At 70.1% G+C, this 15,558-nt stretch carries 14 protein-coding genes and 1 pseudogene; 7 read left to right on the plus strand and 8 right to left on the minus strand.

Going from position 1 to position 15,558, the window contains the following annotated elements; all coding sequences use genetic code 11:
• Window positions 1-30 precede the first annotated feature (30 nt).
• The 4 genes from D7V93_RS02900 to D7V93_RS02915 form a co-directional block, all read right to left on the minus strand.
• Window positions 31-1,263, minus strand: coding sequence for a serine/threonine-protein kinase (locus tag D7V93_RS02900; protein ID WP_120641888.1), 1,233 nt, complete (start codon window positions 1,261-1,263; stop codon window positions 31-33).
• Between the two features lie 56 nt (window positions 1,264-1,319).
• Window positions 1,320-1,916: a hypothetical protein gene (locus tag D7V93_RS02905; RefSeq protein WP_147451018.1), complete on the minus strand. Its 597-nt coding sequence runs from the start codon at window positions 1,914-1,916 to the stop codon at window positions 1,320-1,322.
• Between the two features lie 186 nt (window positions 1,917-2,102).
• Complete coding sequence (locus D7V93_RS02910; RefSeq protein ID WP_120641890.1) at window positions 2,103-2,459, minus strand: helix-turn-helix domain-containing protein; 357 nt, start codon at window positions 2,457-2,459, stop codon at window positions 2,103-2,105.
• Between the two features lie 17 nt (window positions 2,460-2,476).
• Window positions 2,477-2,827, minus strand: coding sequence for a helix-turn-helix domain-containing protein (locus D7V93_RS02915; protein ID WP_120641891.1), 351 nt, complete (start codon window positions 2,825-2,827; stop codon window positions 2,477-2,479).
• Between the two features lie 135 nt (window positions 2,828-2,962).
• Here D7V93_RS02915 and D7V93_RS02920 point away from each other — a divergent pair, with 135 nt between their 5' ends.
• Complete coding sequence (locus tag D7V93_RS02920) at window positions 2,963-4,861, plus strand: serine/threonine protein kinase (protein WP_120641892.1); 1,899 nt, start codon at window positions 2,963-2,965, stop codon at window positions 4,859-4,861.
• A gap of 113 nt (window positions 4,862-4,974) precedes the next feature.
• Window positions 4,975-5,910, plus strand: a complete 936-nt coding sequence (locus tag D7V93_RS02925; RefSeq protein WP_244237077.1) for a DUF2381 family protein — start codon at window positions 4,975-4,977, stop codon at window positions 5,908-5,910.
• A 47-nt stretch (window positions 5,911-5,957) separates the two neighbouring features.
• Here D7V93_RS02925 and D7V93_RS46405 read toward each other — a convergent pair.
• A pseudogene (locus D7V93_RS46405) lies at window positions 5,958-6,580 on the minus strand (hypothetical protein); the annotation flags it as partial.
• 443 nt (window positions 6,581-7,023) lie between these two features.
• Here D7V93_RS46405 and D7V93_RS02935 point away from each other — a divergent pair.
• The 3 genes from D7V93_RS02935 (at window position 7,024) to D7V93_RS02945 (ending at window position 10,379) form a co-directional block, all read left to right on the plus strand.
• Entirely contained in the window at window positions 7,024-7,449 is a 426-nt protein-coding gene (locus tag D7V93_RS02935) for a hypothetical protein (RefSeq protein ID WP_120641895.1), read from the plus strand.
• Between the two features lie 329 nt (window positions 7,450-7,778).
• Window positions 7,779-9,572 carry a Vps62-related protein gene (locus tag D7V93_RS02940; RefSeq protein ID WP_120641896.1) on the plus strand — a complete coding sequence of 598 codons (1,794 nt, stop codon included), beginning with the start codon at window positions 7,779-7,781 and terminating at the stop codon, window positions 9,570-9,572.
• A 12-nt stretch (window positions 9,573-9,584) separates the two neighbouring features.
• Window positions 9,585-10,379 carry an ABC transporter ATP-binding protein gene (locus D7V93_RS02945; RefSeq protein WP_120641897.1) on the plus strand — a complete coding sequence of 265 codons (795 nt, stop codon included), beginning with the start codon at window positions 9,585-9,587 and terminating at the stop codon, window positions 10,377-10,379.
• A 33-nt stretch (window positions 10,380-10,412) separates the two neighbouring features.
• Here D7V93_RS02945 and D7V93_RS02950 read toward each other — a convergent pair whose 3' ends face one another.
• Entirely contained in the window at window positions 10,413-11,063 is a 651-nt protein-coding gene (locus D7V93_RS02950) for a M23 family metallopeptidase (RefSeq protein ID WP_244237078.1), read from the minus strand.
• Entirely contained in the window at window positions 11,063-11,929 is an 867-nt protein-coding gene (locus tag D7V93_RS02955; RefSeq protein WP_120641898.1) for a TolB family protein, read from the minus strand. The genes D7V93_RS02950 and D7V93_RS02955 overlap by 1 nt, the downstream gene beginning before the upstream one ends.
• A gap of 185 nt (window positions 11,930-12,114) precedes the next feature.
• On the opposite strand from D7V93_RS02955, the gene D7V93_RS02960 reads away from it, so the two are divergent.
• Window positions 12,115-13,071, plus strand: a complete 957-nt coding sequence (locus tag D7V93_RS02960) for a hypothetical protein (RefSeq protein ID WP_120641899.1) — start codon at window positions 12,115-12,117, stop codon at window positions 13,069-13,071.
• Between the two features lie 17 nt (window positions 13,072-13,088).
• On the plus strand, window positions 13,089-13,793 hold the full coding sequence (locus D7V93_RS02965; protein ID WP_158623635.1) for a TetR/AcrR family transcriptional regulator: 705 nt from the start codon (window positions 13,089-13,091) through the stop codon (window positions 13,791-13,793).
• On the opposite strand, the gene D7V93_RS02970 is transcribed toward D7V93_RS02965, so the two are convergent.
• Window positions 13,794-15,188 (minus strand): amidohydrolase family protein, encoded by a 1,395-nt coding sequence (locus tag D7V93_RS02970; protein WP_120641901.1) that lies wholly within the window; start codon window positions 15,186-15,188, stop codon window positions 13,794-13,796.
• Window positions 15,189-15,558: the final 370 nt, after the last annotated feature.

Below are 15,558 nucleotides of genomic sequence, written 5' to 3' on the forward strand. Positions count from 1 at the left end.
GGGGGCGCGGTGGCCTCCGCACCGGGTCGCTCAATCCATGTTCCCCGAACGGTTGCTCCCGGGGGCCGGACTCGCGGGCCCGTCCGGCTCCAGCTCGTGGGCATCCTGCATGTCTGGGAAGAGGCCTGCTTCCGCGAACTCCGCCCGGCCCCGGAGGACCGTGGCCTCGGAGAGAAGCCGCCCCAATTCCTCGGCGGCTTCCTTGCGCCCGTAGGGCTGGGGCTGCCTGGCCAGGGCCGCCCGCAGGACATCCCGCATCACTCCCGCCGTGGCGTAGCGCTCGGTGGGCTCCTTCCTGAGGGCCTTGTGGAGAAGGGCCTGGAGCGGCTCCGGAAGGCCCGCTGCCGCACGCTGCACGTCCTCTGGACCCAACCGCTCCATGAAGCCCTGCATCTGCTCCAGGGGCAGTGAGGGCCGCTCCTCCGGCCGCAGCGGGCCCACGGGCCTGGTGCGGGTTGCGTCCTCCAGGTCGAAGAGGTGCGCGCCCGTCAGCAGCTCCGCCAGGGTGACCCCCAGCGAGAAGACATCCGAGCGCGCATCCAGGGGCCGTTGCTGGAAGAGGTATTCCGGCGAGGCATAGGCCACATCCCCCTTGAGGAGCGTCTTCGGACTCTCCTCGCGGTTGGCCAGCAGCGAGTAGGCCGCTCCAAAGTGGGTGAGCTTCACCGCCCCCGTGCTCCCCTCCACCCTCACGTTGCGCGGGCTCACGTCGCGGTGCACCACCCCCAGGGGCCTGCCCGCTTCATCCTTCGCCGTGTGCGCGTGGTGCAGCGCTTCGGCCAGTTCGCCCGCGACGTAGAGGGCGAAGGACAGGGAGACGGGCCGACCGCGTGCTGCCGCGGCGCTCACCACCGTGTCAAGGCTGGGCCCGTCCACGTACTCCATGAGGATGTGCGGCATCCCCTCATGCATCCGCAGGTGGTGCACCTGGGCAATAGCGGGGTGGCGCAGGCGGAAGGCCAGCTCCACCTCCTCGATGAGCCGGTGACGCCGCGGGCTGCTGGCCGGGCCCAACAGCCGCTTGACGGCGACAAGGCCACACGGCCCGTCGCGGGTGGAGCGTTGGGCCAGCCACATCACCTCGCCAATGCTCCGGCGCTCCAGGGGTTTGATGAACGTATACGTGGTGGCGTCCACGGTGAGGGGGGACGGCGTGCGCAGGGTGACGCCCGCGCGCTCCAGGCTGCTCCACTCCGAGCGCAAGGGGGACGTGTCCTCGACGGGAGTGGGGGTGTTCGAGGGCGTGGGCGTGTCCTTCGTCATGGGCGGGCGCTCCGAGGTGGGCGAGGGCTGAGGGAAAGGCAAGGCAACAGCGCGGGCTACGGGGCGTCGTCGCCCGCAGCTTCGAGAAAGAACGCCCGGGCGGGCAGACGCGGGAGGGAGGTGTCCTCGCGGTAGCCCTCGCCCTCGCTGGCGTAGAAGGCGCCCATGCGGTAGTCGCCCGCGCGCAAGGCTCCATTCTGGGCCCCCACGGGGCCCACGCACTCCAGCGGCTTCCCCGTCATCGCCGCCACGATGTAGCCGTCGGGCCGCAGCACCGCGAGGGCCTGGAAGCGCCCGAGCCGCTCGCTCAGCGTGGTGCGCGAGACGGCCTCGCCCTTCGTCACCACTTCGGCCAGAAGGTAGTCGGCGGTGACATGGGGGCCAAAGCCGCGCAGCGAGTGGCCCACCAATGACAGGAGAAGCCGCAACTGGCGGGCCTCCTGCACGGTGACTTCCCCGCCCCGGGGAAGCTCCTCCGGCGACAGCCCCGCGCCCATGAGCAGCATCCCGAAGTCGTCTGTCGCGGCCAGCACCGCACGGGTGCCACTGAAGACGCCTTCCGTCCTCCGGGCGCAGCCGGCGAGGCCTGGCAAGAGCAGCAGCGCGGATGCAAGACACCACGACGCAGAGACGGGAAGACGCGGACCGAGCATGTGCACCTCCTGTCGAGCACTGCCCTGATGGGCACTACCGACTATGCCCATCAAGTATCATGCGGGCATGCAGGGGGTGAAGCGTTCCCCGGGGTGTTGCGCGCTGGGACGCTCCGCCAGGCGGGCCTCCCGCGGGCGTGTGCGCCCCACGGGCGGAATGAGCGGGGACGCGTGCGCGGCGGTCCGTCAGCGCCGCAGCATGGCGGTGGCGACGCCCAGCAGGGCGGTGAGTTGCTCCGCCTCCAGCCTGCGCGAGATGTAGAGCAACCGCTGCAACGTCTCATCGTCCGGCCCGCGCCCGCCCTTCTTCCCGGCGCGGGCCTTTCGCGGGGAGAAGCCCAGGGCTTCCTCGGGGGACAGGTGCAGGGCCGCGCACAGCCGCACCAGCGAGGGCACGCTGGGCAGCATCTTTCCGCGCTCCAGGCGGCTGTAGACCAGGGGCGTCAACTGGATGCGCTCGGCGACCTCCGCCTGGGTGAGTCCCATCTTGTCCCGGGCCGCACGGGCCGCGGTGCCGATGATCTCCGCCAACTCTTGATTCATGGCGGGGAGCGTAGCCGCTACGCGTCTTCCAGGGTGTCCAGGAGCGTGAGGAAGGACTGGAACCGGGCCTCCGGCAGGGCCCGCACGCGGCGGAGCAGCGCACGCAGTGAGGCGAGGTCCTCCTGGCGGGCGGCGTCCCCTGGCGCACGGGGCGCGGCGAGGTGGAGCAGGGCTTCCGAGGAGACATTCAGGGTGAGGCACAGGTCCCGCAGCACGGCGACGCTGGGAATCAGCTTGCCGCGCTCCATGCGGGCATAGAGGGGCACGGGGAACTGGAGGGCTTCAGCGACCTTGTCCTGGCGAAGGCCCGCGCGGTGGCGCGCCTCGCGGATGACATGGCCCAACTCGGCGGCGAAGGCTTCGTACATGGGCAGAACGCTCCTGGGAGGATGGAAAGGCCGTGGGCGCGGCAATTTCCAGACTATGCCTCTGAGGCATGGTTGACTAGCTCCTGAAATCCCATTCCCTGTCAAGCAAGACCACCGCTCCGCTGGAGAAAGCCCGTGAGGCTGAGTCCCCTGTCCCCGTCCATTGCTCCGGGCACCGTCATTGGCGGCTACACCGTGGAGCGCAAGCTGGGCGCGGGGGGCTATGGCACCGTGTATCTCGCCAGGGAGCACGAGGGCGGGTTGTTCGCGCTGAAGTTCCTCCCGGTGGAGGAGTCCGGCCGCTGGGCGGAGCGCGAGGTCTCCATCCTCCTGCGCCTGCAACACCTGTCGCACCCGCATGTGGTGCGCCTGCTGTCCCATACCCTCTGGCCGGTGGCGGAGGAGCCCGAGTTCCTCGTCATCGTCATGGAGTACGTGCGCGGGGCCCCACTGGACACGTGGGCGCGCGAGGTGAATCCCACGGCCCGGGCCGTGGCCGGCGTGGCGCGGGACGTGGCAGGGGCCCTGGCGGCGGTGCACGGCGAAGGTGTGGTGCACCGGGACGTGAAGGGCAGCAACGTGCTGGTGCGCGCGGAAGATGGGCGCGCGGTGCTGGCGGACTTCGGCGTGGGCGGCTACCCGGGCGCGCCGGGCATCACCCGCCACCCCTTCCTCCCGGGCACGCCCGAGTACCGCTCGCCCGAGGCGTGGCGACACCGCAGGGACGGCGCGAGCATCAAGTACGTGGCGGGCCCGGCGGATGACTTGTGGGCGCTGGGCGTGACGCTCTACTGGCTCTTGACGGACCGCTACCCCTTCGAGGCGCCGGATGACGTGTCCCTCGTGGACGCCATCCTGACGCGCACGCCGTCCGCGCCACGGGAGGTGAATCCGCGGGTGCCCGAGGTGCTGAGCCGGGTGTGCCTGCGGCTCCTGGAGAAGCGCCCGGAGGCGCGGTTCGCGGACGCGGGCGCGCTGGCGACGGAGCTGACCGAAGCGCTGGCCGGAGCGGATGAGGCGTGGGACGTGCCCCTGTGTGACTTCTACAGCGTGCACACCGCCACCACGAAGGGACGGGCCTCGGACCTCCTGGCATGGGCGGAGGCGCCGCACCAACCGCCGCGACGGGGCCCGCGTCCGAAACGCGCGGCGGCCGAAGCACCACCAGGAGCCGGAGCTGGCGGCGTGGATGGGGCCGAGGCCCGGCGGCAAGCGCCCGTGCCCGCCGGACCCGGGGCCGCACCAATCGAAGACAGGGCGCCTTCCGGCGCGGCGCCGCCGCACCCGCGAGCGCCCATCCCGCGCAGAGGACGCCGGGTGGCGGCGGGGCTGGTGCTGGCGGTGGCCGTCGTGGTCGTGGTCGTGGGATGGGGCGCTCCATGGCAGGTGTCCGCGCCCGTCCAGGAAGTGGCGCCCCCCCACCTGCCGCTTGAAGCTGACCGGGCCACGGCACCGCCCTTGTCAGCGGCTTCCTCCGTGGCCGCCGCGTCCAGCGTGGCGTCTCCGGAGGACAGCGCTCCCATGAAGAAGCCCCAGCCCCCCACCGCCTCTTTGAAGAAGTCGCTGCGAAACGCCGGGTGCGTGGCCGGTGCCTCCCTTGCCCTGGCCTGCACGAGTGGCGCCCAGGTGCGCCCTCCGCCGGATCCGGAGGACTGCCCGCAGGCGGCGCTCACCGCCATGGAGGAACTGGACATCGACATTGGGGACGACCGTATCGGCACGTTCACCGGCTACACAGGGAGTCCCCGGGTCATCACCGTGCATGGAGGAAGCGGCTCGATAAAGCTGGCGACCGGTGGCTATGGCGAGCAGTTCCCAGGTGGAACGGTGCTGTCCTGCCGGCTCACCCTGGGAGAGCGCGTCTTCGGCCGCTGCCACTGGGCACGCACCAAGGCGGGCAAGACCTGGCCCGTCTGCTTTGAGTTACACGGCCAGGATGGAAAGCTCGGAGTGGTGCGAAAGGACGATGACAACGCCGACTCCGCCCGCATCTTCAACGCCTTTGAGGTGGTGCCGGTGCGCCGCTTCGAGTGAGGCGCCCTGGTCGGCAGCCTCCGACGAAGTCGGCCCGGCGACGAAGGATGGAGCGAGGTGATAGGAGCCGCCCGCGCTCGCCTCTTCCTGCTCCACCCTGGAGGTCTTGTCCCGTGCCTGCACCTTGTTTCGCCGTGGTCCTGGCGCTTTGCCTCCTGGGCCTGCGTGCCAACGCGCAGACGCCGTCCGCATCTCTCAGCACGAGCCCCCGCCCCATCGAGTTGAAGGAAGAACCAGGTGGCGAAGTGCCCGAGGTATTCATCAGCCCCGGCAAGTCCACCACCCTGATGTTCGACGCGGAGTTGCTGCGCACGGCGGAAGGCAAGGACACGGCAACCCTTGAGAGGCGAGAGGCTTTCGCGCTCGTGGACGCGGGCCTCACGATCCTGCGGCTCATTCCCTCCGAGGGCTTGAAGCCTGGGGACCGGCTGCGGTTGACGGTGCGTTTCGCCGGCAGGGCGGCCCCTTCCGGAGCGGCCTTCACCCTCGTGGTGCATGCGGCCCAGGCGGAGCCGATGGTGGAGGTATACCGCAATGCACGTCCGGTGGAGTCCTACCAACAAGAAGCGAGGGAAGCGCGGGCCAGGGCGGCCCAGTGCCACGATGAGTTGAAGCGCATCCAGGCGGAGCGCGCCGAGCCCGGGGGCTTGACGGGCCTTCTCGCGGCGAAGCAGCTGGACGAAAAGGGCGTCCTGCCCAAGGTCCTGACCGAGGCTTTCACCGAAGCACCGGGAAACGTGCCCTCAGTGTTTCTCATTCGGAGCTACCGGGCTGCCGGGCGTGTCGCCGTGGAACTCGAATTGAACGGACTCGCGAATGCGCCGCCCTTCGTGGTGGCGGGTGCGGCCCTGACAGGCAGGCGGGGCGCGGAGCTGAAGGTGCTGCCCGTGTGGTCATCGGGGCCCATCAAGGCGGATCCGTCCAATCCAGGGCGCGTGGTGGTGGAAGCGGAGGCCACGACAGAAGACGCCCGGGGCCCCTACACGCTCAAGCTCTGGGAGGACGGTGGAGGCCGAACCGTGCTCCTCGGCAACGTGACGTTCCCGTAGGTCCTCGCGTCCCTCGCCCGGTGGGCCGTCCCCCGGCGAAGCGGTCCTCACCCCCGGTGCCGCTCCGCCTCGCGGAAGAAGTGGGTGAGCGAGCAGTCCAGCAATGACTGGCGGGAGCGCAGGTAGCGGCGGGCGCGAAGGAAGGGCAGCCAGCTGCGATTGCGAATCCGCACCTGGAACTCCTCCATCTTCTGGCGCGGGAGCACTGCCCGCCCAGGCGTCGCACCAGCACCCCGCCCAGGTAGGCCCCCACGGCTGATGCCGTGTGCTCGTCAATGAGCTCCCGCTTGTATCGCTCCGGGAAGTTCTCCCGCCAGAAGTGGAAGTCGAGGTCCGTGAGGGATTCAGGCGTCGCGTCGAAGAGGGAGGGCACCGAGGTGTGCAGCGCCGCGACGAGACTCTCCGCGAGGTTGTCATAGGCGCTGCGCACGTGCTCCAGATTCTCCACGTCCGAGGGAAGAGCGACCGGGAACCACTCTTCCGGCACGGACGGCCGGAAGGCGTTGAACTCGGCGATCTTCCGCGGCCGCTCGCTGATGGCAACCCTGTCCACCACTCGCGAAAGGAGCGGCGCCACGTCCGGGTGGAAGCGAGGCTCCACGGGAGCGAGTGCGGCACTGCGCTCGCGCAGGGTGTGCAACACGGTGTCGAAGTCGAGATCCGGCCGCAAGCGGCCAGTCCTGAGCGATCAGGAGTTGCGATCCGTTTGACCGACCCGAATGCGGTCCGTTGACCCGACCCCTGACACTACTATGCATCCTGGCCCGCTGCGCTGGAGACGCGGCGCCTCAGCGCTGAGAACAGCGACTTCAAGAACTGCCGCGTGCCGAAAAGAGTGGTGGATGAGCGGGGGCGGACGGCAATCCTCGCGGACTACCACACCCACCCGTGGCGCTACTCGCCGATATCCATCCAAGACCGTTGGAAGTCTCGCCAGCGGTACTCATTCCGCGTGCAGATGGACGCCACGTGCACCGTGCAGATGTACATCCCGTACCTTGAGCAGGAGCGGCCCGGGGAGGTCTACGTGCGACAGGGGCGTCGCTGGGTGCTCATGGGGCGCGTCGTAGACAAGGTGAGCGGTATCATTCAGCCTGTGCCGGAGGTCTCCCGATGACACGCGCGTCGCTGCTCGTTCTGTCGCTCGTTGCGTTGAGTGGGTGCTCCCTGTTCCAGCGCTCGACGCGCCCACCGTATGCGCCTCCCGAAGAGGCCCAGAAGTTCGTCTTCCCGCCCCTCCCCTTTCAGGAGGGCCGGACAACACTCCTCAGTGGGGACATCGCGACCGCCGTCCAACTCGCGATGGATGACTTTCTCCCCTTGGACCGCAAGCCACCCAAGGACGCAACGCCGGTCGAGCTGTGCCTCTTCCGTCGCGACATCTATCAGGTGTCGGTGGAGCAGCTGCCGGACGGCATCGTCCTGGTCGGCATCTACGCGCACACCGAAATTTGCGACCCGAACGACACAGCCACTGATGCCGGCGGGCTCTACGCCGTCGATGTGCGACGCGGCCTCATCGTCGCTCAACAGCGGTAGGGATTCGCCCACCCTCAAGGGCCTCCACCCGGTAGAGGGCGAGGATGAAGTCCAGGGCCTCGCGGGCTTCCGGCGTGGTGGGCAGCGCCTCCAGTCACAGCTTCCCGCGTACCAGGACGGTCCGGTGGCCCAACTGCTGCGACACTTGTTGAAGAAGACGGTGCGTTCCGTGTTGATCACAAGGCCGTTGACATCCGGGCTCCAGAAGTCCGCGTCGGGCTTCTCCAACGCGGCCCTTTGCCCGACGCCGACAACCGGTGGTCGGATGACCTGAGCAGGGCCGCGCACCCCGGCTATGGTCCTGGGTCCCCACCTTCCCCCAGGACCCCATGGCCCTCCGGCAATGGCTTTCCCTCGTCGCGCTCGCCACGACCTCGCTCCTGCCGAACCTGGCCGGGGCCAACACCCTCTACGGTGCCTGGCAGGGCTCGGGCGGCCAGAGTCCCTCCAGTCCGGGCAACCGCGTGTTCCTGCTGGACTCCCCGTCCGCTGGCACCCCGGTGGTCTTCACGCTGACCTCTCCGGCGGATGCCTGGCTCTACCTCCTGGACGCGAACGGGACCGTGCTCGCCCAGGACAACAACGGCGGGGGCGGCACGAACGCGCGGCTCGCCGTCACGCTCGCCGCCGGCGGCTTCAAGGTCGTCGCGGCGACCGCGCTCTCGGGCCAGAGCGCCGAGTTCTCCCTGAGCGCGGACACGCTGCCCCTGCGCTACCCCAAGGCCCTGGAGGTCAAGCCCTGGAGCCGCTTCGCCTGGGTCTACGATGATCACGGCACCGGCGCGACGAATGACATCTCCGTCTGGCGCCCCGACCTCTCCCAGGCGCCGGGCTTCTTCTCGCTGGGCGATGTCGCCATGCCCAACCGGGGCCAGGCCCCCGCGACGACCTTCCTCGTGCGCGGCGAGGGCGACCTGCTGGCCCGGCCGTCCAACTACAACTGGATCTGGAGCGACTCCGGCTCGGGCGGCACGCACGACGTGTCCTTCTGGGAACCGGTCGCGCCCGCGGGCTACACCTGCCTGGGCCACGTCGCCGTGCTGGGCTACTCCAAGCCCTCCACGGACCTCCTCCGCTGCGTGCGCAGCGAATACGTCCTGCCCGCGAACCCTTCTTGGATCTGGGACGACAGCGGCTCCGGCGCGAACGACGACATCGGCGTGTGGCAGGCGGTGGTGCGCGACCACCGGGGCCTGCCCGCCTCCACCTTCGTCTCCCGGCCGAGCCACGGCGACACGGGCGGCAACCGCTACCAGGTCCTCAACAAGAGCGCCACGTCCAACCCGGAGCTGCGAGGCCAGCCCGTGGACGCGCAGACGGTCGCCACGTTCGCGCCGCGCGTGTGGCTGCACCCGGACGAGGCCTACTTCCCGTCCTCCACGCAGTTCCACCTGGCCAACGTCCACGAGGAGAACGGCCACCTCGTGACGAACCAGGCGCTGGGCTGCGACTCCTGCACGGATCCGCAGTTCCTGGACGGCCAGCGCCCCAATCAAACCTCGGTGCCCGTCTACGCGCAGCTCATCCCGCGCACCCAGGGCGGCCAGCCGACGAACGTGACCGACGTGCTGTATTGGAACTTCTATCCCTACAACAATGGCAAGCGCGTGTGCATCGGCTGGTACTCGCCGTGGGGCTGCGCGGGGGGCTACTCCACCTTCGGCAACCACGTGGGCGACTGGGAACACCTCACCGTGCGCTTCATCGACGGGCGCCCCGCGCGGGTCTACCTGAGCCAGCACGCCAACGGGCAGGACTTCGCCTTCGGTGACAAGGCGGTCTTCTTCACGGGCTGGCACCCGGAGGTCTTCTCCGCCCAGGGCTCGCACGGCCTCTACCCGGACGCGGCCCGCCACATCTACGAAACCATCTTCAACGGCGACTTCCTCGCGGACGACACCGGCGCGGGGCTCGCGTGGGACACCTGGAACAACCTCGTGTCCATCCCCTGGCAGCCGGCTGGCAGCTACACGGGCAGCCTGGCCTGGATGAACCTCACGGCGTACTGGGGCAACCCCGAGGGCGGCTGCGACAACCCCACGGGCTACTGCGTGAACAGCGGGGGACCGTCCCCGCTGCGCAACCGGTCGGTGTATCAGCCGGAGTACATGACCCTGGAGTAGGGTGGGGGCGCCATGAGCGAGAGCCACAACGGGACGGCGCCCAAGCTGACCATCGAGGTGAAGGACCTCCACAAGTCCTTCGGCGGGCAGGCGGCCCTGCGGGGCGTGGACCTCGTGGTGCCGGAGGGCACCACCTGCGTGCTGATGGGCGTGTCCGGTTCGGGCAAGACGGTGCTGATGAAGCACATCATGGGCCTGATGCGGCCGGACCGGGGCGTGGTGCTCGTGGACGGAGAAGAGGTGGCGCGGATGAACGAACCCGCGCTCAACCAGATGCGCCGCAAGCTGGGCATCCTCTTCCAGGCCAACGCCCTGTTCGACTCGCTCAACGTCTTCGACAACGTGGCGTTCCCGCTGCGCGAGCGCACCCAGACGCCCGAGGACGAAATCACCCGGATGGTGAAACAGACGCTGGAAAAAGTCGGCCTGTCGCACGCCGCCACCCGCTTCCCGGGCGAGCTGTCCGGCGGCATGCAGAAGCGCGTGGGCTTCGCGCGCGCGACCATCCTCCAGCCGAAGATTCTCCTCTACGACGACCCCACCGCCGGCCTGGACCCGCTCACCACGGCCGCCGTCAACGAGATCATCACCAAGGGCAAGCAGCAGCTGGGCGCCACGTCGCTGGTCATCACCCCCGACGTGGCGTCCGCCTTCGGCACCGCCGACAACCTGGCCCTCATGCACGAAGGCCAGGTCGTCGAGTACGGCCCGCCGGACCACTTCAAGCAGTCCCAGCACCCGGAGGTGAAGGCCTTCCTGCGCAACTGGCTCAGGCGCCGCTCCGAACAGCGCCCGCCCCCGGCCTGAAGCCGGGGACGGACGCGGGGACGTAGCAAGCCGTTACTGGCAGGTGATGCCGGGCAGACCCCGGTACGCACCCTGCGCGGTCCAGCGCGTGTAGGGCGTGCCGCAGGAACCCGCGTACGGATCATCCGTGCCGTAGCCCGGGACCCAGTACTCGAAGTGCAGGTGCGGGCCGGTGGAGGCGCCGGACGAACCCACGCGGGCAATCCAGTTGCCGCACGCCAGCGTCGTGCCCCGCGCGAACTGCTGCGTGTAGGCCTTCAGGTGCCAGTACCAGGTCTGCGTGTTGTCCGGGTGCCGCATGATGATGTAGTTGGCCGTGTAGAGGCCGCAGGCCGCGTAGGGATTGGCCTGGTCCCAGTAGTTGCACCGGTCGTAATACCCATCCACCGACGCCTCGACGTAGCCGCGGGCCGCGTTCATGGCCCAGACGCCGTAGTCCATCTTGCTGAACCCGCCGACCAGCGCGTAGTCCGTGCCGGTGTGCCCGCTGTAGCGCACGCCGCCGCAGGCGTAGTCCCTGCCGCCGTAGTCCTTGTACGCGCTCACCGTGCAGCCGCCGTTGCCACACTGATCCGCGAGCTGTGAGGCGGGAAAGCGGAACATCGTCTGGGCGGAGGACACCGCCGGCAGGGCCAGCAGCACGAAGGCCAGCGCCAGGGTGAGCTGTTTCATCTTCGCGCGCATCACTTCCCACCTTCCACATCCGGAGCCGCCTGGCCCGTCCGCACGTTGAGCTTCCAGAAGGCGCCGCCACCGGCGTTGTAGCGAAGCACGTCGTCGCTCAACCACTCCATGTGGTGCGTGGAGACGGGCGGGGGCACGAACTCCTTCGGAGGGCCGCCGAACAGCATCCAGTTCTCCAGCCCCACGTTGGTGAGCTGCTTCGCCTCCGCGCCCTCCACCGTCGTCACGTAGAACGACGCCACGCTGGTGCGGCCGGACACGAACACCACCGTCCTGCCATCGGGAGAGATGCTGGGCGTCGCGTCCACGCCGGGCCCATCCGCGAGCACCTTCACGCGGCCGTTCATGTCGATGATGCCCACCGCCGTCTGGTGCGGCCCCTCGCTGCTCATCAGGAGCGTGGCCACCAGCGCGTCACCCTTCGCCGTGGGGAACAGGTCGCCGCCCACGCCCCGGGCCAGCAGCCGGTCCTTGCCGTTGGCATCGCGCATGCGCAGCGTGCCCTCGCCATCCAGCAGCGCCACGTCCGAACCCACCGTGCGCGCCTCGCGGTACTTGAACTCGCGGTCCACCACGCGCACCGCGCCCGTCGACTCGTCGTACTTCACGATGGCCAGCAGCGGCAGCTCGTCCGTGCCAAGCGCGTCCGAGGGAATCTCCGCGACGACGCCCGCCAGCATTCCCCGGCCCTGGCCGAAGAGGTGGATGAAGCGGGCCTTGGGCCCGAACTCCCTGGCGACGGCGGGGACCAGGGACTCACGGGCCTTGGTCACGCGGCGCAGATCCGCCGGGTTCATCGGGTCCGCCGCCAGGGCGCTGGTGGCTGCCAGCGTCAGAACGGTGAGCGTCAGCAATCGCTTTTTCATCTCACTCCAGGGGAAGGGGAAACCATCGAGGGGCCAATGTGACGACAGGGTTTTCCCTCCGAGCTTTTTTCAGTTGCTTGGAAAGTGGTTATTTCTGGTTTGTGGAAAGTTGAAGTCCGGGCGGGTGGCCGTGGCAGACTGCGGGGGCCTGGGCCGGCAGGTCTGTGATTGACGAGGGTGTCTTCATGTCCCGCCGAAAGCTCCGCCGTGCGTTCTCCCGACTGCTGCTCCTCGCGCCTGTCACCACCCTGGGGATGGCGTGTTCCTCGACGTGGGGCTGCGAGTCGGGCTCCACTCAGCAGGAGAGGCGCCGCATCGCCAACATCCAGTTGAGCGACGGAGGCACGGCCACGGCGAGCACGTCCTGCGAGGAGCTGTGCGCGCTGGTGGGCGGCACCACGCCGTGTTCGTTCCACCGCTCCTCCGAGCAGCTCCCCGAGCCCGACGAGGTGAGCTGCCAGATGGCCTACTTTTGCGAGGGGCGCCGGCCGGAGGGGCTGTGCAGCGATGGCGCGGTGGCCGGAGGGACGCCGGAGCTCGGGGCCCTCTTCGCGAAGATGGCGCACCTGGAGGCCGCGTCCGTCCCGGCCTTCGAGCGGCTCGCGGACGAGCTGGCCGCGCACGGCGCGCCGGAGCGGCTGGTGCGGGCGGCGCGTCGTTCAGCGGGGGAGGAGGTGCGGCACGCGCGCGTGATGGAGGCCCTGGCGGTCCGGCACGGGGCCGCGATGCCGGAGGTGGCGGTGGCGCCGTTCCAGCCCCGGTCGCTGGAGGCGCTCGCCATCGAGAACGCGGTGGAGGGCTGCGTGCGTGAGACGTTCGGCGCGCTGCTCGCCCAATGGCAGGCGCGGTGCGCGGAGGATGCGACGGTGCGCGCGTCGCTGGGCACCATCGCGCCGGATGAGCTGAGGCACGCGGAGCTGTCCTGGGCCATCGACGCGTGGGCGCTGGGCCGGCTCTCCTCCGACGCCCGGGCGCGGGTGGAGGCGGCGCGCCGCGAGGCGTGGCTCGCGCTGGAGCGTGACGCCGAGGCGAGCCACCTGCCCGGAGCGGTGGCCCTTCAGTCCGGGCTGCCCTCGCCGGAGGTGGCGCGGCGGCTGGTGCGCGAGCTGTCGCAGGCGTTGACGGCGCCCCTGCCCGTGTAGCGCGTATGCTCCGGCGCATGCCCTCCGCCGCGCGCAAGCGTCCTCCACGCCTCTCGCGGGACCTCGTGGTGGAGGCCGCCGTCGTGCTCGTGCGGGAGCAGGGATTGCGGCAGCTCTCCATGCGGACGCTGGCGGAGCGACTGGGGGTGACGCCCATGGCTGTGTACAAGCACGTCGAGCACCGCGACGCGCTCGTGCTCCTCACCGTGGAGGCCATCCTGGGCACCGTCGCGCTCCCGGAGGAGCGGCTGGAGCCGGTGCCCTGGCTCCGGGGGCTCGCGGGCCGCGTGCGCGCCGTGGGCCTGGAGCACCGGGGGCTGATGGACTTCCTCCTGGACGAAGGCCCCACGGTGCACACGGCGCTCGTCATCCTGGATAGGACGGTCCGCAAGCTGCACGGCGCGGGCATCCCGTGGAAGGAGGCGGGAGCGCTGCACAACACCTTCTTCTCGTGGCTGGCCGGCGCGGTCCGCAGGCAGGAGCCGTGGGACGCAAGCGCCCGGGGCACGCCCCCACCGTTCGAGAAGTTCTTCGCGGCGGCCGAGGCGCTTCCCGCCGCGGACTACCCGGGCCTGGCCCACAGCGTGCCGCACATGCGGGCCACGGACGTCGGGCGGGAGTTCGAGGCCAGCCTCGGCTTCATGCTGGAGGGAATCCAGCGGCGCATCGACGCAAGACAAGAGGCCGTGCGCAAGAAGCCGCCCCGCTCCCGCCCGAGTTGATCACGCGTCCTTCGCGGCGCCCAGCTCCCAGTGCTCGGCGAGCGCCTCCCGTTCACCGAGGAGCGCGGCCGGTCCGCCCACGCGGGCGAGCACGGCGTCACGCGCCTGCACGACCCGGCGTCGGACCGCCGCCACGTCCACGTCGACGAGCTCGCCCTGGAACTTCGCCCACCGTCCACGGACCATCACCGACTCGACGTTGCCCGCGTGCGCCTGGAGCACCACCGCGTCCCGGGGGCGGTTGAGCGGCGTGAGGTTCAGCGCATCGCCAGCGAGCACGATGAGGTCCGCCTCCTTGCCGGGACGCAGAGAGCCCGTGATGCGCCCCAGTCCCAGGGCCTCCGCGGCGTCGAGCGTCACCATGGGGAGCATGCGCGCGGCCTTGAGCGCGAGGACCCGGGACAGGCCGTCGCGCTCGTGGGCCCTGGCGCGCTCCACCTGGAGGGCCAGCCGCATCGCGGTGAACAGGTCCCCGCCGTTGCTGGAGACGACGTCGCAGCCGAGCGTCGTGCGGACCCCCGCGCGCAAGGCGCGTCCCGTCACGGGGAAGCCCATGCCCATCTGCAGCTCCGTCTCCGGTGTCACCGCGATGGAGCCCCCGCTGTCGGCGATGCGTCTCAGGTCTTCATCGGAGCTGAACGTGCAGTGGACGAAGAGCACGTCCGGGCCGAGCAGCCCCTCGGCCGCCATGCGTTGGACCTCGCTCGGGCCCGACACGGGCCACGCGGAGCAGTGGGCGGTGAGGGGGACGCCCAGCTCTCGGGCCGACAGGATTTCCGCCCGGCTCTGCTCCCAGGGGACCTGCATCTCCGTCAGGGCGATGCCCATGCGGATCCGCCCGGTGTCCGACGCCAGCCGCGTGGTCCGCAGACGGCGGGCGTCCGCGAGCCGGCTTGTAGGCGTGGGCAGCGTGGCGCTCTCCCGGGGCCCCGCCGCGAGGCCATAGGCGAAGAGGGCCCGGATGCCGGAGTCTTCGAGCGCCGTGAGCGCGGCGTCCGCGTGCCCGGGAGACTCGATGCAGTGCGAGTAGTCCACGAGGGTGGTGATGCCCGCGTCCAGCGCCTCCAGCGCCCCGGCGAGGTTCGCGGCATGCACGTCCTCCGGCTGGAACGCGGGCGCGAGCTTCACGCGCACCGCTGCCAGGTAGTCCATGACAGTCCAGTCCGCCCCCAGGGCGCGCAGGGGCGTCTGCCAGGTGTGCCGGTGCGCGTCGATGAGGCCCGGCAGGAGCAGCTTCCCGCGCAGGTCGACGACGCGGCAGTCACTGACGTGCAGCTCGGGCCCCATCGCGACGATGACCCCGTCCTCCACCAGGACGTCGCCTCGCGGCAGGTCCTCCTGCGCGGGGTCGCAGGTGATGACCTCCGCGCCACGAAGCAGCCATCGGTCGCCCATGCGGTGTTCCTCCTGTGAGCGGAGTGCTCAGGTATACAGCGTATACCTTTCGGACCGGGAGGCGCACCCTGCCTGTGACAAAGGTGGGCGGAGGTGTATCGGCCGGAGTCCAGGACCCGGGGGTGGGGAAGGGGCGACTACCGGAGCGGGCCTTTTTTCATGTCGACACCTGATGTATTCACCCCAGGGGGATGCCGGGACTTCGGCATGTGTCGGGCGCGTCCGGACCCGTCGGACGTATGCAAGGGGGAGCACGCATGGCTGGTTCAATCCGTGGCGGCACGCCACCGGCACCTGTTGTCATCAAACCGCAACCGGCGGCGACGCAAGCCGCCCCGCCTCCGCCCCCACCCCCCGCGGTGTGCGCGGT

The organism is Corallococcus llansteffanensis (genome assembly GCF_003612055.1).
GTDB classification, from domain to species: Bacteria; Myxococcota; Myxococcia; order Myxococcales; family Myxococcaceae; genus Corallococcus; species Corallococcus llansteffanensis.